Here is a 17,285-nt window from a genome sequence, read left to right on the forward strand (position 1 = left end):
TTAGGGGCAGGACACTTCCGGGGCATCGTGGCCGAGGGTGTCCATTTCGTTGCTGTGGTGCAGGAACCCCTCGACGGGGGCCAGCGCGACGAGCGAGCGGGCCGTCACCAGGGGGATGGGCTGGCGCAACTGGCCGTTCCAGGCGCGGAACGACAGCTTGCGGCCCTTGAAGCCGGCCAGCTCGAAGGCGTCGGACCGGATGAAGTCGCGCAGGGTGGCGAAGTCGGTGGTCTTGGTGCGGGTGACGGCCTCGCCGACGGCGCGCACGGCGGCCCAGGCGGCGTAGTCCTCCGGCCCCATGGCGCGGCCGTGGTCCTCGGCGAAGCGGTTCTGCAGCTGCACCGCGCCCCACTGCTCCACCACCCGGTGCCAGGCGGCGGGGACGAGGCCCTGGGTGCCGGCCACCAGCTTGGGCTCCCAGGTGTTGTAGGCGACGTATTCGCCGAAGTCGCCGCGTTCGTCGGCGACGACGAGCATGTCGTAGTCGACGCCCTGGGTGACCAGCGGAATTTCCTCGTGCGCCGTGCGGCGGATGTCGTGGTCCCACTGCCAGTCCTTGCGGGCGACGATGCGGCCGCCGAAGCGCTTGGCGGCGCGCTCCACGGCGGCGGCGAACAGGCGGTCTTCCTCGGCCGGGCCGACCACCAGGACCCAGTCGGTCCAGCGCTTCTTCACCAGGAACTGGGCGAGGGCGTCGGCCAGCATGGCGCGCGAGGGCAGGGTGTGCAGAAGGTTGGCGCGGCAGCCCGTCACCCGCAGGGCGTCGTCCGGCGCCCCGGCGTTGAAGATGAGGGTGTCGGCGGCCTCGGGCAGGGCGGCGACGGCGGCCAGGTCCGCCGCCGGCAGGTCGGCGACGAAGAACCGCTCGCCCGCCGCCACCAGGCGCTTGAAGGCCGCGGCGACGTCGCCGTCGACGGCGACGGTGGTCTCGCTCAGGGCATAGGCATGGCCGGTGAAGCGGCCGGTGGTGGCATTGTCGGCGATGCCGCGGCGGGCCCCGGCGAGGCCCTTGTCGGCCGGGATCTCGTCCAGGTTCGACAGCACCGGCGGCAGGTCGCGTGCCTTGCCGAGCCACGCCAGGCGCACCGTCTCCGCCGCCTGGACGGGCAGGGCGAGCAGGCACGACAGGGCTAGGGCGGGCAGGACGGTTCGACGCATGGGCTCACCCGGTGTCTCGTGTTGTTGCCAGGCGATCATGGTCGGCCGCCGGTGGGTGCCGGGGCAATGCGACTATGGTACGGGTTCCGCCGCCGCCTGGCCTGTCGTAGCCTCGGCATGCTGGGAGTCTTTTGTCCGCGGAACAGTAATGGTCGAGAACAGGGGCAGCGTACGAAAGTACAATGGTGCGTCGAACGCCGCTGTGGCTCCATTTCCTCCGACACAAGCCGGCGCCGATGGTGCCCACTCGGAGGGAACGACATGCTTCAGCAGGAACTCGACAAGATCCAGACCAAGTTCGCCATCCGCAACCGCTATGAAAACTTCATCGGCGGCGAATGGGTCGCGCCGGTCAAGGGGCAGTACTTCCAGAACATCAGCCCGGTCAACGGGCAGCCGGTGTGCGAAGTCGCCCGCTCCAGCGCCGAGGACGTCGAGCTCGCCCTGGACGCCGCCCACAAGGCCTTCCAGACCTGGGGCAAGACCCCGGTGGCGCAGCGCGCCGCGGTCCTCAACAAGATCGCCGACCGCATGGAGCAGTACCTGCCGCTGCTGGCGCTGATCGAGACCACCGACAACGGCAAGCCGATCCGCGAGACCACCGCCGCCGACCTGCCGCTCGCCATCGACCACTTCCGCTACTTCGCCGGCTGCATCCGGGCGCAGGAAGGCAGCCTGGGCGAGCTGGACGACGACACCGTCGCCTATCACTTCCACGAGCCGCTGGGCGTCGTCGGCCAGATCATCCCGTGGAACTTCCCGATCCTCATGGCCGCCTGGAAGATCGCCCCGGCGCTGGCCGCCGGCAACTGCGTGGTGCTGAAGCCGGCCGAGCAGACGCCCATGAGCATCATGGTCGTCATGGACATCATCCAGGACATCCTGCCGCCGGGCGTGCTCAACGTCGTCAACGGCTTCGGCATCGAGGCGGGCAAGCCGCTGGCCACCAGCCCGCGCATCGCCAAGGTGGCCTTCACCGGCGAGACCACCACCGGCCGCCTCATCATGCAGTACGCATCGGAGAACATCATTCCGGTGACGCTGGAGCTGGGCGGCAAGTCGCCGAACGTGTTCTTCCCCGACGTGATGGAAGCCGACGACGACTTCTTCGACAAGGCGCTGGAAGGCTTCACCCTGTTCGCCCTGAACCAGGGCGAGGTCTGCACCTGCCCGTCGCGCGCCATCGTGCACGAGAGCATCTACGACGCCTTCATCGAGCGCGCCATCGCCCGCGTGCAGAAGATCAAGCAGGGCAGCCCGCTCGACCCCTCCACCATGATCGGCGCCCAGGCCTCGGTCGACCAGCTGGAGAAGATCCTCAGCTACATCGACATCGGCAAGCGCGAGGGCGCCAAGGTGCTCACCGGCGGCGGCAAGGCCGAACTGGGCGGTGATCTCGACAGCGGCTTCTACGTGCAGCCGACGGTGTTCGAGGGCCACAACAAGATGCGCATCTTCCAGGAAGAGATCTTCGGCCCGGTCCTGTCGGTGACCAAGTTCAAGACCACGGAAGAGGCGCTCGCCATCGCCAACGACACGCTCTACGGCCTCGGCGCCGGCGTGTGGACGCGCGACATCAACACCGCCTACCGCATGGGCCGCGAGATCAAGGCCGGCCGCGTGTGGACCAACTGCTACCACCTCTACCCGGCGCACGCCGCCTTCGGTGGCTACAAGCAGTCGGGCATCGGCCGCGAGACGCACAAGATGATGCTCTCGCACTACCAGCAGACCAAGAACGTGCTGGTCAGCTACAGCCCGAAGGCGCTCGGCTTCTTCTGAGCCGGAGCCGACGGTCCCGGAGCCGGCTCATCCCCGAGGTCGGCTCCGGGGACCCCACCCCATCCGCTGCGCCGTCGAAAGGTGGATCGTCATGGTCGAGCGCGTCACCGTCACCCCCGCGGCGGTCGCCGTCGTCGAACGCCTGCGCGCCCTGCACGGGCCGCTGATGTTCCACCAGTCGGGCGGCTGCTGCGACGGCTCGGCGCCCATGTGCTACCGCGCCGACGAGTTCCGCACCGGCCGCGCCGACGTCTACCTGGGCGACATCGCCGGCTGCCGGTTCTTCATCGGCGCCGCCCAGTTCGAATACTGGGCCCATACCCAGCTCATCATCGACGTGGTGCCGGGCCGCGGCAGCGGCTTTTCCCTGGAGGCGCCGGAGGGCGTGCGGTTCATCACCCGCTCCCGCGTCTTCGACGACGCCGAGGCCGCCGCCCTCGATGCGGCAGGACCGCCGCCGCGCGCCGATGCGCTGCCGCCGCCCGCCGGATACTGACCGGCCGCCCGCCGCCGACCCCGAGACCCATCGCCAGACGCGAGGAACAGTCCGATGACCCGCTTCCGCAAGATCACCGCCGCTGCCGCCGTGTTCGGCCTGGCCACGGCCGCCGGCCTCACCGTTCTGTCGACTGTCGCCGGTGCCCACGGCGACGTGACGCCGCAGGCCGTCGACATTTCCGGCCTGGAGCCGCTCGGCGAGGAATGGCGGGAGGAAAACCCCTATGCCGGCCACGCCAAGGCCATCGAGGTCGGCGCTTCCGCCTACAACCAGAACTGCGCCCGCTGCCACGGCCTGGAGGTCATCTCCGGCGGCATCGCGCCCGACCTGCGCTACCTGCCGCAGGGGCCGGAGGGCGACGAGTGGTTCGCCATGCGGGTGCGCAACGGCGTGGTGCGCAACGGCATGACCTACATGCCCGACTTCGACGAGGTGCTGAGCCAGGAAGCCCTGTGGGCCATCCGCGCCTACATCGAAAGCCGCTACGACGGCTGAGCTGCCGCGCGAGGCCGAGGGATTTCCGCCAAACAAAGACCAAGAAGGTGCGACCGTGAGCTTCCAGACCGCCGTCCGCTCCCTCCTCGCCGCCGCCGTCGTCCTCGTGACGACGGCCCCGGCGCAGGCGCTCACCTACGACGAGATCGTCGCGGGCGGCGTCCTCACCGTCGGCGTCTACCGCGACTTTCCGCCGTTCTCTTCGGAGGAGGACGGCCGGCTGGTCGGCATCGACGTCGATCTCGGCCGCGCCCTGGCCGAGCGCATGGGGCTGAAGGCGACCTTCCTGCAACTGACGGCCGACGAGAACATCGACGACGACCTGCGCAACGGCGTGTGGAAGGGACCGGTGACCGGCGGCGGCGTCGCCGACGTCATGCTGCACATGCCGGTCGATCGGGCGCTGAACGTGCGCAACGACCTGGTGGTGCTGTTTGGCGCCTACTACCGCGACAGCTTCCTGGTGGCCCGCGATCCGGTCCGCACGGGCGGCGTGAAGACGCTCGCCGTCTTCGCCCACGAGCCCATCGGCGTCGAGGTCGACAGCCTGGCCGACACCTACCTCTCGGGCGCCTTCGGCGGCGTGCTGCGGGCCAAGGTGACCCACTTCATGACGACGGAAGAGGCGGTCGGCGGGCTGGTCGGCGGCCGGGTGGCGGGCGTCATGGCGCCGGTGAGCCAGCTGGAGGCGGGCCTGCGCGATCACCGCGACCGCTTCGAGATCGCCGCCGTGCCCACGCCGGGTTTGCCGGCCAACGGGTGGGACGTCGGCATGGCGGTCAAGCACACCAACCGCGACCTCGCCTATGCCGTCGGCGACGTGGTCGACGCCCTGGAGGCCGATGGGACGCTGGCGCGGATCTTCGCCGACCACGGCGTGACCTGGCGCAAGCCGGAGCATTGACCCCGAGCAGGAGGACCGCGTCATGCGTCTCGCCGCCGTCGCCGCCATCATCGCCGCCACCGGCGCGGCCTTCGTCGCCGCCTCGCCGGCCACCGCCGAAGGACCGAAGGACCCGCTCAATTCGGTCCTGTGGGACTACGTCCACGAGCAGATCCTGGAAGGCGCGCCGGTGGTGTTCGACGACCGGGTGCAGGTCTTCGCCCCGATGGTGGTGGAGGACGGGCGGCTGGTGCCGGTGTCGGTGCGTGCCGACGGCATCCCGGGGGTGACGCAGATCCTGGTGTTCGCCGACCTCAACCCCATCCCGCGCGCGGTGCTGCTGGAGCCGCTGAAGGTCGAGCCCTACGTGGCCCTGCGCATGAAGGTGAACGAGGGCACCGCCATCCGCGCCGCCGTCCGCACCCTGGACGGGCTGTGGCACCTGGGCGGCACGGTGGTGGCCGCCCCCGGCGGCGGCTGCGCCGCGCCTCGGCTCACGGCCGGCGATGCCGACTGGGAGGATCACCTGGGCGAGGTGAGGGGTCGCGCCTGGACCACCGCCGACGGCGGCGAGCGCCTGCGCATCCTCGTCCGCCACCCCATGGACACCGGCCTGGTCGACGGCATCCCCGAGTTCTTCGTCGAGCGCATCACCGTGACCGACGGCGGCGGCGCGGAGATCGCCCGCATGCAGGTGTGGTCGGCCATGAGCACCGATCCCGTGCTCACCCTGGAACTGCCGCCGGCGGCGGCGGGGCAGGGCGGCTTCACCGTGCAGGCGCGCGACAGCGACGCCAACGAGTTCGCCGGCACCATTCCGGCCCCGGCGACCACCATGCCGCCGGTTTCCCTGCAGGAGGTGATGCGATGACCCGCGCCGCTTTCGCCCTCGGTCTCGCGCTGCTGGTCCCGGCCCCCACCGCGGCGGCGCAGGACCTGACCTACGCCCTCGCCCCCATGGCGGTGGCGCTCGACACCTACGTGGTCGAGGGCCGGACCGAGTTCTTCGACCGCCGCAACGGCGGCAACATCGTCAATACCGCCTTCATCGTCACCGACGCCGGCGTGGTGGTCGTCGACGACGGCCCGTCGCGCCGCTACGGCGAGGAGTTGCGCGCCGCCATCGCGCGGGTCACCGACAAGCCGGTGGTCAAGGTCTTCGTCACGCACCTGCACCCCGATCACTTCCTCGGCGGCCAGGCCTTCGCCGACGTGCCCGTCGCCGCCACGGCCGCGACGCGGGCCGGCATCGCCGCCGAGGGCATGGCGGTGACGGAAAACCTCTACCGCCTGTCCGGCGACTGGATGCGCGGCACCGAGCCCATGGAGCCGACGGAGACCATCGCGGAGGGCGAGCAGGTGGTGGAGATCGGCGGCCATCGCCTGCGGCTTCTGCCCCTGCAGGGCCACACCGACAGCGACCTCGTCCTCCTCGACGAGACCACGGGCGTGCTGTTCGCCTCCGATCTGGTGTTCCACGACCGGGCGCCCACCTTTCCCCATGCCGATGCCGCGGAATGGCTGGCGGCGCTGGATCGTCTGGCGGCGTTGGACGTCGCGGTGGTGGTGCCGGGTCACGGGCCGGTGGCCCGCGACGGCGGCCCCATCGCCCAGACGCGCGACTACGTTCAGTGGCTCGATCAGGCGCTGCGCACGGCCGCTGACGAGGGGCGCGAGATCACCGAAGTGATCCGCATGCCCATCCCGGAGCGTTTCGCTGGCATGGCGCTGGTGCGCGACGAGCTGGCGCGCAGCGTCCTGACCCTCTACCCGGCGCTCGCCCGCGCGGCGCTGCCGGTGGTCGGCAACTAGTCCAAAGTCGCATTGTGGACGCGGTGCGGCGACGCCTAGACTTGATGCTGTTCGAAGAAGAACCCACAAGACGGAAGGAACGATACATGCGGACCTGGAAGAAGCCCAAGTACGTCGAAATCATGGTCGGTCTCGAGATCAACAGCTACGCCTGCGCCGAAGACTGAACCGACCGTGATCCGGCCCCGCTGCCGGCCCCTCGCCCCTAAGATCCATGAAAGGAGAAGCGACGTGCTTCGAATTCTTGTCCTCGGGGCGGGAGCCGGCGGCGGGTTTCCTCAGTGGAACTGCGGCTGCGCCCAGTGCCGCCGCGCCCGCGCCGGCGACCCTGCGGCGCCCGTCCGCACCCAGTCGTCCATCGCCGTCTCGGCCGACGGGCAGCGCTGGGTGCTGGTGAACGCGAGCCCCGACCTCGGCCGCCAGCTGCTCGACCGCACGGCGCTGCACCCGGTCGGCGGCCTGCGCCACAGCCCCGTCGCCGCCGTCGTCGTCACCAATGCCGACGTCGACCACGTCGCCGGCCTGCTGACGCTGCGCGAAAGCCACGCCTTCCCCCTCTACGCCACGCGCCGGGTGCACGACATCCTGGGCGCCAACGCCATCTTCAACGTGCTGAACCCGGAGTACGTGGCGCGCCGCCCGCTGGCGCCGCACGAGCCCGAGCCGCTGGCCGACGCCACCGGCGACAGCCTCGGCCTCAGCGTCGAGCTGTTCCCCGTGCCCGGCAAGATCGCCCTGTGGCTGGAGGACCCCACCAAGCCCGGCTTCGGCAGCGTGCCGGAAGACACGGTGGGCGTGAAGATCACCGAGACGGCCACCGGCCGCCATGTCTTCTACATTCCCGGCTGCGCCTCTCTGCCGCCCGACCTCGGCCGGCGCATCGACGGCGCGCCGCTGGTGCTGTTCGACGGCACCACCTTCACCGACGACGAGATGGCGGCGCACAAGGTCGGCACCAAGACCGCCGCCCGCATGGGACACATGGCCATGAGCGGGCCCGACGGCTCGCTGACCGCCTTCGCGCCGCTCCGGATCGACCGCAAGGTCTACATCCACATCAACAACACGAACCCGGTCCTGGTGGCCGACACCGCCGCCCGCCGGGTGGTGGAGGAGGCCGGCTGGGAGGTCGCCTACGACGGGATGGAGATCGTTCTATGACCTATCAGTTCGTCCGCACGCCCGTGCCTTCGCGCACCCTGAGCCCCGACCAGCTGGAGGCGGCCCTGCGCGCCATCGGGGCGGAGCGCTACCACAACCTCCACCCGTTCCATAAGCTGCTGCACGGCGGCGACCTGACCAAGGGGCAGGTGCAGGCCTGGGCGCTCAACCGCTATTGCTATCAGGCGGCCATCCCGCGCAAGGATCACGCCCTCATGGCCCGCATCGACGACCGCGAGGTGCGCCGGGCGTGGCTGCAGCGGGTGCTCGACCACGACGGCCACGGCCCCGACACCGGCGGCATCGAGCGCTGGCTGGTCCTCACCGACCACCTCGGCCTGCCGCGCGACTACGTGGTGAGCCAGGACGGCGCCCTGCCGGCCACCCGCTTCGCCGTCGAGGCCTACGTGCGCTACGTGTGGGACAACCCGGGCCTGCCGGCCATCGCCTCGTGCCTGACCGAACTGTTCGCGCCGAAGATCCATGCGGAGCGCATCGTCGGCATGCTGGAGCACTACGACTTCGTGGAAGACCGGGTCATGGCCTACTTCCGCAAGCGGCTGGACCAGGCACCGCGCGACTGCGACTTCGCGCTGGCCTACGTGCTGGAGCACGCCCGCACGCCCGAGCAGCAGGCGCAGGTGATGGATGCCCTGACCTTCAAGTGCAACGTGCTGTGGGCGCAGCTCGACGCCCTGTACGCCGCCTACGTCGCGCCCGGCATGATCCCGCCCGGCGCCTTCCGGCCGCAGGAGGGGTAGATGCTGGTGTCCCGCACGGTCGTCACGCCGCAATCCGTTCCGGCCCTGGCGCCGCACGTCACCCTGAGGCACGACGGCGTGCGCGACCGCTGGGTCGTGCTCGGCCCCGAGCGCATGCTGGTGCCCGACGAGATCGCGGTCGAGATCCTCAAGCTGTGCGACGGCGAACGCTCCGTCGCCGCCGTGGTGGCCCGTCTGGCGGCGGAGTTCGACGCCGCCGAGGCCGACATCGCCGGCGACGTGACCGACCTGCTGCAGTCGCTGGCCGACAAGGGGTTCGTGCGCGCATGAAGGATGCAGCCCCGATGCCCGAAGCGACCGCAGCCGTCGACCTGCCCGTCGCCATGCTGGCCGAGCTGACGCACCGCTGTCCCATGCGCTGCGCCTATTGCTCCAACCCGCTGGCGCTCGACGACCCGCAGGCGGAACTGACCACCGCCGAGTGGAAGGACGTGCTGGAACAGGCCGCGGCGCTCGGCGTCATGCAGGTGCATTTCTCCGGCGGCGAGCCTACGGCGCGGCAGGACCTGGCGGAACTGGTGGCGCACGCCGCCGGCCTCGGGCTCTACACCAACCTCATCACCTCGGGCGTGCTGCTGGACGCAGGCAAGGTGAGGGCGCTGGCGGCGGCGGGGCTGGAGCACGTGCAGCTGGCCTTCCAGGACTCCGACGCGGCCGGGGTGGACGTCGTCGGCGGCTGGTCCGGGGCGCTGGCGAAGAAGCGGGCGGTGGCGGGACTGGTGAAGGAGGCCGGCCTCGCCCTGACCGCCAACCTCGTCATCACCCGTCACAATGCGGCGCGCGTCGGTGCCATGCTCGACATGGCGCTCGACCTCGGCTGCGAGCGGGCGGAAGTGGCCAACGTGCAGTACTACGGCTGGGGGCTGCTCAACCGCGCCGCCCTCATGCCGTCCAAGGCGCAGCTGGCAGCCATGACGCCGGTGGTGCGCGAGCGGCAGGAGCGATACCGCGGCCGCATGGTCATCGACTACGTCATCCCCGACTACCACGCCCGCCGGCCGAAGGCCTGCATGGGCGGCTGGGCGCGGCGGTTCCTCAACGTGACGCCGACGGGCAAGGTGCTGCCCTGCCACGCCGCCGAGACCATTCCCCATCTGCCGGTCGAAACGGTGCGCCAGCGGCCCCTGCGCGACATCTGGCTGCACGGCGCCGCCTTCGAGGCCTATCGCGGCGAGGCCTGGATGCCGGCCGGCTGCCGCTCGTGCGACCGCAAGGAGATCGACTGGGGCGGCTGCCGCTGTCAGGCCCTGGCGCTGGCCGGCGACGCCGCCGCCATGGACCCGGCCTGCGAGTTGTCGCCCCATCACGCCGCCATGGCCGAAACGGCCGAGCAGGAAGCGCAGGCCGGCGGGACGCGCTTCGTCTACCGTGCCTTCGGGCCGCACAAGCATAGTACTTTTTGACAATTGCGGCGCTCCGGCCTCAGTCGGAGAATAGGTAAAATAAAGAAAATCGGAACTTTGGAGAGATGCTTTGGAAGTCTTTCGGCTTCCGAGGCAAGGGGAAGTTCGTGCCCGCGTCATGGGGCGCCGGGCCGTCAACACGAAGAATTGGGAGGAAGCGGTGAAGCAACTCGTTCGTTCCTTGACCACCGCCAGCGCCGGCGTGGCGCTCGCCGTCGCCCTGATGGCCGCGCCCGTCCAGGCCGCGGGCGTCACCGACGAGGACATCCTGAACGACCAGGCCACCACCGGCGACGTGGTGTCCTACGGTCTCGGCCCGCAGGGGCAGCGCTACAGCCCGCTCGACAAGATCAACACCGAGACCGTGAAGGAGCTGCGGCCGCTGTGGGCCTTCTCCTTCGGTGGCGAGAAGCAGCGCGGCCAGGAGAGCCAGCCGCTGGTCAAGGACGGCGTGATGTACGTCACCGCGTCGTACTCGCGCCTCTACGCCATCGACACCAAGACCGGCGAAGAGCTGTGGGAGTACGAGGCCCGTCTGCCCGACGGCATCATGCCGTGCTGCGACGTGGTCAACCGCGGCGCCGCGCTCTACGGCGACAAGGTCTACTTCGGCACGCTGGACGCCAAGCTGGTGGCGCTCGACGCCAAGACCGGCAAGACCGTGTGGCGCAAGGAGCTGGGCGACTACAAGGCCGGGTATTCCTTCACCTCGGCGCCGATGATCGTCAAGGGCAAGGTCATCACCGGCGTTTCGGGCGGCGAGTTCGGCGTCGTCGGCAAGGTGGAGGCGCGCGACGCCGAGACCGGCGAGCTGATCTGGTCGCGCCCGGTCATCGAAGGCCACATGGGCACCCTGAACGGCAAGGACTCCACCGTCACCGGCACCACCAACGCCACCTGGGAAGGCGACATGTGGCAGTACGGCGGCGGCGCCACCTGGAACGGCGGCACCTACGACCCGGCGACGAACCTCATCTACTACGGCACCGGCAACCCGGCGCCGTGGAACAGCCACCTGCGGCCGGGCGACAACCTGTATTCGTCGTCGACGCTGGCGCTCGATCCCGACACCGGCGAGATCAAGTGGCACCTGCAGACCACGCCGCACGACGGCTGGGACTTCGACGGCGTGAACGAGTTCGTCGCCTTCGACATGGAGAAGGACGGCAAGGTCGTGAAGGCCGGCGCCAAGGCCGACCGCAACGGCTTCTTCTTCGTCGCCGACCGCGAGACCGGCAAGCCGCTGTCCGTCACCCCCTTCGTCAGCAAGATCACCTGGGCCGAGGGCTGGGACCTGAAGACCAACCGGCCCATCGTCATCCCCGAAGGACGCCCGGGCAACCCGGTGCAGGCGGCGGCGCAGCCCGCGGCGGCCGGCACCACCGCGCCGGAGCAGCACGCCGGCGCCGTGTTCTCCTGCCCGTCCTTCCTCGGCGGCAAGAACTGGATGCCCATGGGCTACAGCCCGGACACCAAGCTGTTCTACGTGCCCGCCAACGAATGGTGCATGGACATCTGGAACGAGCCGGTCACCTACAAGAAGGGTGCCGCCTACCTGGGCGCCGGCTTTACCATCAAGCCGCTGCACGAGGACTACATCGGCGCCCTGCGCGCCATCGACCCGACCACCGGCGAGATCGTGTGGGAGTACAAGAACAAGGCGCCCGTGTGGGGCGGCGTGCTCTCGACGGCCGGCAACCTGGTGTTCTTCGGCACGCCGGAAGGCTTCATCAAGGCCTTCGACGCCAAGACCGGCGAGGAGGTGTGGAAGTTCCAGACCGGCTCCGGCGTCGTCTCCAGCCCCGTCACCTGGGAAGAGGACGGCGAGCAGTACCTGGCCGTCGTCTCCGGCTGGGGCGGTGCCGTGCCCCTGTGGGGCGGCGAGGTAGCCAAGGCCGTGAAGTACCTCAACCAGGGCGGCATGGTCTGGGTCTTCAAGCTGCCCAAGTCCGCCTGATCCTTCCTTTTCGACGTCCTCACCTGGGCCTCGGGGCGGTCGCAAGGCCGCCCCTCTTTTTTGTTTTCCAGGATGTCGCAGTCTTGAAATAATCCGAAAGTCGGGCTCGACCCCAGGTCGCGGCGCCTTGTATCGTCGTGTGGCAACGGCCCGCAAGCAGGCCGGCGAACGAAGATGCGCAGGGAGAAGACGCGGCATGGCCCATCCGGAGTCCGTTTCACTGCCGGCGGGGGGCGGCACCGGCGGCGCGACGGCGCTGCCCGCCATTCTCATCGCCGACGATCATCCGCTGTTCCGCGAAGCCCTGCACCAGGTGGTGACGGAAGCCTTCGCCGACTTCGCCGTGCGGCTCGCCAAGGACTTCGAGCAGGCCATGGCGGCGGTGTGCGAGGACGACGGGCTGGAACTGGTGCTGCTCGACCTCAACATGCCCGGCATGAACGGCTTCAACGGCCTCATCGCCCTGCGCAACCAGGTGCCCATGGTGCCCATCGTGGTGGTCTCGGCCAGCGAAACCGCCGAGACGGCGGGGCAGGTGCTTACCTTCGGCGCCTCTGGCTTCCTGCCCAAGAGCCTGTCCAAGGGCGAGATGGCGGCGGCGCTGCGCCGCGTGCTCGACGGCGACGTCTACCTGCCGCCCGAGCTGGAGGCGGAACTGGAGACCGGCGGCGGCCTGTCGGCGGCCGACCGGGCGCTGGTGGAGCAACTGGGCGCGCTCACCCACCAGCAGCGCAAGGTGCTGGAGATGCTGGTGGCCGGCAAGTCCAACAAGGTGATCGCCTACGAACTCGACATCGCCGAAAGCACGGTGAAGGCGCACGTCTCGGCCATCCTGCGCAAGCTCGGCGTCACCAGCCGCACCCAGGCCGTCATCACCGCCGGCCGCATCATCGGCCGCCTGCCGAGTTAGGACCGGGGCGGGCAAGGCGAAGGGGCGGCGCCTCGCGGCGGCCGCCCCTTTTCGTTTTCGACCCGACCCGACCCGACCCGACCCGAGCGTCGCCGCGTCAGACGGCGCTGCGGATGTCGTGCAGGAAGCTGTCGACCTGCGCCTTCAGGCGCTCCGACTGGTTGGACAGCTCGCGCGCCGCCGTGAGGACCTCGCCGGCGGCGTGGCCGGTCTCGGTGGCCGCTTCGGTGACGGTCGAGATGTTGGAGGTCACCTCGCTCGTGCCCGACGAGGCCTGCTGGACGTTGCGGGCGATTTCCTGCGTCGCGGCGCCCTGCTGTTCGACGGCGGCGGCGATGGCGGCGGCGATCTCGTTGATGCGGCCGATGGTGCCGGTGATGCCCTGGATGGCGCCGACGGCACTCTTCGTCGCGTTCTGCACCTCGGTGATCTGGCGGCCGATGTCTTCCGTCGCCCGCGCCGTCTGGTTGGCGAGGTTCTTCACCTCGCCGGCGACGACCGCGAATCCCTTGCCGGCGTCACCGGCACGGGCCGCCTCGATGGTGGCGTTCAGCGCCAGCAGGTTGGTCTGGCTGGCGATGTCGTTGATGAGCTTCACGACTTCGCCAATCTTGCCCGCCGCGGTGGCGAGGCCGTTGACCATCTGGTTGGTGCGCTCGGCCTCTTCCACCGCTTCCGACGAGATGCGGTTGCTCTCGGCGACCTGACGGCTGATTTCCGAGATGGAGGCGTGCAGTTCCTCGGCGGCGGCGGCGACGGTCTGCACGTTGCCGGCCGCCTGATCGGCGGCGTTGGCCACCAGCGACGACTGGCTGGAGGTGCGGTCGGCCGTCTCGGCCATGTTCTGCGAGGTGGACTGGAGTTCGGTCGCCGCCGCGGCGACGATCTCCACCATGGCATGCACCTCGTTCTCGAACTTGCTGGCGTGCTCGTTCAGGGTGCGGGCGGCGGTCTCGCGGGCAGTCTGGATGTAGACGGAGATGGCGACGTCCATGTCCAGGAACACCGCCTTGTTGACGGCCTGGATGATGGCGGCGGCGCGCTCCGGCTTCTTGCGGTAGTGGGTGTAGATCAGCTGCACCAGCTTGTTCAGCGTGAAGGCATAGGCGGCGATGTACCACCGCGGCTCCAGGCCGACGCGCTCGTGGGTGCGGCCGATGAGGGTGACCTGCCGGAAATAGGCGTCGCCGAACTCGCCGGAGAACACGTTGTCCAGCCAGTGCTTGCGCTGCTGGTCGCGGGCGTTGCGGATTCCGGCGTCGCTGCCGAACAGGCGGGCCACGGCGTGCGTCTGCCGGACGTAGCCGTAGAAGGCGTCCAGCACGGCATCGATGTTGCCGGCCAGGATGCCACGGAATTCCCGCAGAAGGCCTCGGGTTTCCTCGTCGATCTGCAGGAAGCCCAAACGACCGACGCGATCCAGATCGTCCGCCATCTCCACTCTCCGATGAAGCTCTTCGTTTCCCCCGCCTGGCGGACATACCCCCTCCGCGCCGGCTGATTGGCCTCTGCATATACTATTTTCCAAGGCCTGCAAACACGGAACACAAGGGCTGTGGGGGTTGCCTGGGCCAATGGCATATACAAAAGTGCATAGTCTGTTTCATCGGAATGCCGGTGCCCGCATCTGCGTCTCTTGACGGCGCGGCTCATCCGTTGCACAAGACCGGTTTCCGGCGCGGCCGTGGCGGAACTGGTAGACGCACTGGATTTAGGTTCCAGCGCCGCAAGGTGTGTGGGTTCGAGTCCCTCCGGCCGCACCATCCCGATCCATCCACGCACCGGCCCTCGTCGCCGGCCGGCGGGTGGGAGCCATTGTGTCGGTTTTTTCGCCGGCCCCGGTTGCGGCGGCGGGCGTGTCTGCTATAACCGCGCAACGCCGTGGCTCGCCCACCGAGTCGATCACTGACACGAGAGATAGAGACTCTAGATGCAGGTTACCGAAACCAACGCCGAGGGCCTGAAGCGCGATTTCAAGGTGGTCGTGCCGGCCGCCGACCTCGCTGCCAAGAGCGAGGCGCGCCTCAAGGAACTGTCCAACCAGGTCAAGATGCCCGGCTTCCGGCCCGGCAAGGTGCCGCTGTCGCTGGTGAAGAAGCGCTACGGCCAGTCCGTCCTGGGCGAGGTCGTCGAGCAGTCGGTGCAGGAAGCCGCCGAGAAGGCCATCACCGAGAACAACCTGCGTCCGGCCATGCAGCCGAAGATCGACCTGCAGAACTTCTCGGAAGACGCCGACCTCGAGTTCACCATCTCGGTCGAGGTGCTGCCCGAGATCACTCCGGTCGACTTCGCCACCGTCGAGCTGACCCGCCCGAAGGCGGACGTCGCCGACCAGGAGATCGAGGATGCGCTGAAGCGCATCGCCGAGAGCCAGAAGACCAACGAGGCCGTCACCTCCAAGACCCGCAAGGCGAAGGAGGGCGATGCCGTCCTCATCGACTTCGTCGGCAAGAAGGACGGCGAGGAGTTCCCCGGCGGCAAGGCCGAGGGCTACGAGCTGGAGCTCGGCTCGGGCACCTTCATCCCCGGCTTCGAGGATCAGGTCGTCGGCCTGAAGGCCGGTGACCAGAAGACCATCACCGTCACCTTCCCCGAGGAATACCCGGCCGAGAACCTCAAGGGCGCCGAAGTCACCTTCGACGTCACCGTCCACGAGATCCGCGAGCCGAAGGTGCCGGAGATCGACGACGAGCTGGCCAAGACCGTCGGCATGGAGAGCCTCGAGGCCCTCAAGACCGCCGTGCGCGAGCAGATCCAGCGCGAGTACGACAACCTGAGCCGCCAGAAGGTCAAGCGCCAGCTGCTCGACAAGCTGTCCGACGCCCACGACTTCGAGGTTCCGCCGACCATGGTGGACATGGAGTTCGACGGCATCTGGAAGCAGGTGGAGCAGGCCAAGGAACAGGGCCAGCTCGACCCCGAGGACGAAGGCAAGACCGACGACGAGCTGAAGGCCGACTACCGCAAGCTGGCCGAGCGCCGCGTGCGCCTGGGTCTGCTGCTGTCCGAGGTCGGCCAGAAGAACGAAGTGCAGGTCACCCAGGAAGACCTGAACCGCGCCATCATGGCCGAAGCCGCGCGCTTCCCGGGCCAGGAACAGGCCGTGTTCAGCTACTTCATGCAGAACCGCGGCGCCATCGACCAGCTGCGCGCCCCGATCTATGAAGACAAGGTCGTGGACTTCATCATCGAGAAGGCCAAGGTCGAGGACAAGCCGGTCTCCGTCGACGAGCTGATGAAGCAGGACGACGCCGAGGGCGACGATGCCGCCGCCGACAAGCCGGCGAAGAAGAAGGCCGCCAAGAAGGCCAAGAAGGCCGAAGGCGACGCCGCCGAGGGTGACGCCGAGAAGGCCGCGGACTGAATGGTCCGCGCGTCTTCCACCCGCGCCTCGTACTGACGGTCGGGGCGGTGGCTGTTGCGGCCGCCGCCCCGATCGCATGTTTGCGTCATGTCATTGCATGACGATCGACTGCCCCGCATATCGGGGGACCACAGGAATGGATGGAGCCGATGAGCGAACGTGATCCGATCGACGTCTACAACAACTACCTGGTCCCGATGGTGGTCGAGCAGACCAACCGCGGCGAGCGGTCCTACGACATCTACTCGCGCCTGCTGAAGGAGCGCATCATCTTCCTCACCGGCCCGGTGCAGGACGGTGTGTCGGCGCTCATCTGCGCCCAGCTCCTGTTCCTCGAGGCCGACAATCCGTCGAAGGACATCGCCTTCTACATCAACTCGCCCGGCGGCGTGGTGACCTCGGGCCTCGCCATGTACGACACGATGCAGTACATCCGCTGCGACGTGGCGACCATGGTGATCGGCCAGGCGGCCTCCATGGGCTCGCTGCTGCTGACCGGCGGCGCGCCCGACAAGCGTTTCTCGCTGCCCAACAGCCGGATCATGGTCCACCAGCCGTCCGGCGGCTTCCAGGGCCAGGCGGCGGACATCGAGATCCACGCCCGCGAGATCCTGTCGATCCGCGACCGCCTGAACAAGCTCTACGTCAAGCACACCGGCCAGCCGATCGAGGAGATCGAGCGCGCCATGGAGCGCGACAAGTTCATGACGCCGGAAGAGGCCAAGGCCTTCGGCCTGATCGACACCGTCGTGACCTCGCGCGAAGAGGAAACGAAGCTGCGCGAAGGCGGCGACGGCGCCAAGTAACGAGGCGCCTGCATGACCGATGGGGCGGGGACGCGGCCGCAGGGCTGCGTCCCCGTCGTTTTTCGCCCTGGCCGAAAGGCGAAGGCCTGGACGTCCGGCCGAGGACGCTCCCCCCTTCGTCACATGCCTTGCAGGCCCCGCGCCATCTCCCCATGTTGCAGCAACGATGTCCGATCCGTTACGTCCCGGCGGACGTAAAGGCTTTTAGGCATTGTCCTGCGGCGGAAGGACCGGCTAACATGAGCGCGAAGCGGGCCGGCCGGCCGCAAACTT

The 17,285-nt window shown here is 69.0% G+C and carries 17 protein-coding genes and 1 tRNA gene; 16 read left to right on the top strand and 2 right to left on the bottom strand.

Annotated elements, in window-relative coordinates:
* Nucleotides 1–1,158 carry an ABC transporter substrate-binding protein gene (locus CRP50_RS08075; protein ID WP_097278505.1) on the bottom strand — a complete coding sequence of 386 codons (1,158 nt, stop codon included), beginning with the start codon at nucleotides 1,156–1,158 and terminating at the stop codon, nucleotides 1–3.
* Between the two features lie 261 nt (nucleotides 1,159–1,419).
* On the opposite strand from CRP50_RS08075, the gene adh reads away from it, so the two are divergent.
* From adh to CRP50_RS08140, 13 genes are all read left to right on the top strand, one after another.
* Nucleotides 1,420–2,940, top strand: a complete 1,521-nt coding sequence (adh, locus tag CRP50_RS08080) for an aldehyde dehydrogenase (RefSeq protein WP_097278506.1) — start codon at nucleotides 1,420–1,422, stop codon at nucleotides 2,938–2,940.
* 91 nt (nucleotides 2,941–3,031) lie between these two features.
* The gene (locus CRP50_RS08085; protein ID WP_097278507.1) at nucleotides 3,032–3,436 is read left to right on the top strand and encodes a DUF779 domain-containing protein; all 405 of its coding nucleotides are present in this window, start codon (nucleotides 3,032–3,034) and stop codon (nucleotides 3,434–3,436) included.
* Nucleotides 3,437–3,490: 54 nt separating this feature from the next.
* On the top strand, nucleotides 3,491–3,934 hold the full coding sequence (gene pedF / locus CRP50_RS08090; RefSeq protein WP_097278508.1) for a cytochrome c-550 PedF: 444 nt from the start codon (nucleotides 3,491–3,493) through the stop codon (nucleotides 3,932–3,934).
* Between the two features lie 55 nt (nucleotides 3,935–3,989).
* Entirely contained in the window at nucleotides 3,990–4,838 is an 849-nt protein-coding gene (locus tag CRP50_RS08095) for a substrate-binding periplasmic protein (RefSeq protein WP_097278509.1), read from the top strand.
* Between the two features lie 22 nt (nucleotides 4,839–4,860).
* Nucleotides 4,861–5,688 (top strand): quinoprotein dehydrogenase-associated SoxYZ-like carrier, encoded by an 828-nt coding sequence (locus CRP50_RS08100; RefSeq protein ID WP_097278510.1) that lies wholly within the window; start codon nucleotides 4,861–4,863, stop codon nucleotides 5,686–5,688.
* Complete coding sequence (locus CRP50_RS08105) at nucleotides 5,685–6,629, top strand: quinoprotein relay system zinc metallohydrolase 1 (protein WP_097278511.1); 945 nt, start codon at nucleotides 5,685–5,687, stop codon at nucleotides 6,627–6,629. Before CRP50_RS08100 ends, CRP50_RS08105 begins: the two co-directional genes overlap by 4 nt.
* A 44-nt stretch (nucleotides 6,630–6,673) precedes the next feature.
* Complete coding sequence (pqqA, locus tag CRP50_RS08110) at nucleotides 6,674–6,796, top strand: pyrroloquinoline quinone precursor peptide PqqA (protein ID WP_097278512.1); 123 nt, start codon at nucleotides 6,674–6,676, stop codon at nucleotides 6,794–6,796.
* A 64-nt stretch (nucleotides 6,797–6,860) separates the two neighbouring features.
* Complete coding sequence (gene pqqB / locus CRP50_RS08115; RefSeq protein WP_097278514.1) at nucleotides 6,861–7,790, top strand: pyrroloquinoline quinone biosynthesis protein PqqB; 930 nt, start codon at nucleotides 6,861–6,863, stop codon at nucleotides 7,788–7,790.
* A complete protein-coding gene (pqqC, locus tag CRP50_RS08120) occupies nucleotides 7,787–8,551 on the top strand; it encodes a pyrroloquinoline-quinone synthase PqqC (protein WP_097278516.1) in 765 nt (254 codons plus the stop codon). The genes pqqB and pqqC overlap by 4 nt, the downstream gene beginning before the upstream one ends.
* A complete protein-coding gene (gene pqqD, locus CRP50_RS08125) occupies nucleotides 8,552–8,842 on the top strand; it encodes a pyrroloquinoline quinone biosynthesis peptide chaperone PqqD (RefSeq protein WP_097278517.1) in 291 nt (96 codons plus the stop codon).
* A 14-nt stretch (nucleotides 8,843–8,856) separates the two neighbouring features.
* Nucleotides 8,857–9,975 carry a pyrroloquinoline quinone biosynthesis protein PqqE gene (pqqE, locus tag CRP50_RS08130; RefSeq protein ID WP_097278519.1) on the top strand — a complete coding sequence of 373 codons (1,119 nt, stop codon included), beginning with the start codon at nucleotides 8,857–8,859 and terminating at the stop codon, nucleotides 9,973–9,975.
* A gap of 160 nt (nucleotides 9,976–10,135) precedes the next feature.
* A complete protein-coding gene (locus CRP50_RS08135; protein ID WP_281257901.1) occupies nucleotides 10,136–11,932 on the top strand; it encodes a PQQ-dependent methanol/ethanol family dehydrogenase in 1,797 nt (598 codons plus the stop codon).
* Between the two features lie 256 nt (nucleotides 11,933–12,188).
* Nucleotides 12,189–12,842 carry a response regulator transcription factor gene (locus CRP50_RS08140; RefSeq protein ID WP_097278954.1) on the top strand — a complete coding sequence of 218 codons (654 nt, stop codon included), beginning with the start codon at nucleotides 12,189–12,191 and terminating at the stop codon, nucleotides 12,840–12,842.
* A gap of 97 nt (nucleotides 12,843–12,939) precedes the next feature.
* Here CRP50_RS08140 and CRP50_RS08145 read toward each other — a convergent pair whose 3' ends face one another.
* Complete coding sequence (locus tag CRP50_RS08145; protein WP_097278521.1) at nucleotides 12,940–14,277, bottom strand: globin-coupled sensor protein; 1,338 nt, start codon at nucleotides 14,275–14,277, stop codon at nucleotides 12,940–12,942.
* Between the two features lie 243 nt (nucleotides 14,278–14,520).
* On the opposite strand from CRP50_RS08145, the gene CRP50_RS08150 reads away from it, so the two are divergent.
* The 3 genes from CRP50_RS08150 to CRP50_RS08160 all read left to right on the top strand — a co-directional run bounded on the left by CRP50_RS08150 (nucleotide 14,521) and on the right by CRP50_RS08160 (nucleotide 17,012).
* Nucleotides 14,521–14,605: transfer RNA gene (locus CRP50_RS08150), tRNA-Leu, on the top strand.
* A gap of 167 nt (nucleotides 14,606–14,772) precedes the next feature.
* A complete protein-coding gene (gene tig, locus CRP50_RS08155) occupies nucleotides 14,773–16,206 on the top strand; it encodes a trigger factor (RefSeq protein ID WP_097278523.1) in 1,434 nt (477 codons plus the stop codon).
* 149 nt (nucleotides 16,207–16,355) lie between these two features.
* Entirely contained in the window at nucleotides 16,356–17,012 is a 657-nt protein-coding gene (locus CRP50_RS08160) for an ATP-dependent Clp protease proteolytic subunit (RefSeq protein WP_097278524.1), read from the top strand.
* Nucleotides 17,013–17,285 lie beyond the last annotated feature (273 nt).

Source organism: Caenispirillum bisanense (assembly GCF_900230255.1).
In the GTDB taxonomy this organism is placed as follows: Bacteria; Pseudomonadota; Alphaproteobacteria; order Rhodospirillales; family Rhodospirillaceae; genus Caenispirillum; species Caenispirillum bisanense_A.

Bases quoted from the DNA above. Each gene is read 5' to 3' on its own strand.
- CRP50_RS08075 (WP_097278505.1), bottom strand. From the start codon at position 1,158: ATGCGTCGAACCGTCCTGCCCGCCCTAGCCCTGTCGTGCCTGCTCGCC.
- adh (WP_097278506.1), top strand. From the start codon at position 1,420: ATGCTTCAGCAGGAACTCGACAAGATCCAGACCAAGTTCGCCATCCGC.
- CRP50_RS08085 (WP_097278507.1), top strand. From the start codon at position 3,032: ATGGTCGAGCGCGTCACCGTCACCCCCGCGGCGGTCGCCGTCGTCGAA.
- pedF (WP_097278508.1), top strand. From the start codon at position 3,491: ATGACCCGCTTCCGCAAGATCACCGCCGCTGCCGCCGTGTTCGGCCTG.
- CRP50_RS08100 (WP_097278510.1), top strand. From the start codon at position 4,861: ATGCGTCTCGCCGCCGTCGCCGCCATCATCGCCGCCACCGGCGCGGCC.
- CRP50_RS08105 (WP_097278511.1), top strand. From the start codon at position 5,685: ATGACCCGCGCCGCTTTCGCCCTCGGTCTCGCGCTGCTGGTCCCGGCC.
- pqqA (WP_097278512.1), top strand. From the start codon at position 6,674: ATGCTGTTCGAAGAAGAACCCACAAGACGGAAGGAACGATACATGCGG.
- pqqC (WP_097278516.1), top strand. From the start codon at position 7,787: ATGACCTATCAGTTCGTCCGCACGCCCGTGCCTTCGCGCACCCTGAGC.
- pqqD (WP_097278517.1), top strand. From the start codon at position 8,552: ATGCTGGTGTCCCGCACGGTCGTCACGCCGCAATCCGTTCCGGCCCTG.
- pqqE (WP_097278519.1), top strand. From the start codon at position 8,857: ATGCCCGAAGCGACCGCAGCCGTCGACCTGCCCGTCGCCATGCTGGCC.
- CRP50_RS08145 (WP_097278521.1), bottom strand. From the start codon at position 14,277: ATGGCGGACGATCTGGATCGCGTCGGTCGTTTGGGCTTCCTGCAGATC.
- tig (WP_097278523.1), top strand. From the start codon at position 14,773: ATGCAGGTTACCGAAACCAACGCCGAGGGCCTGAAGCGCGATTTCAAG.
- CRP50_RS08160 (WP_097278524.1), top strand. From the start codon at position 16,356: ATGAGCGAACGTGATCCGATCGACGTCTACAACAACTACCTGGTCCCG.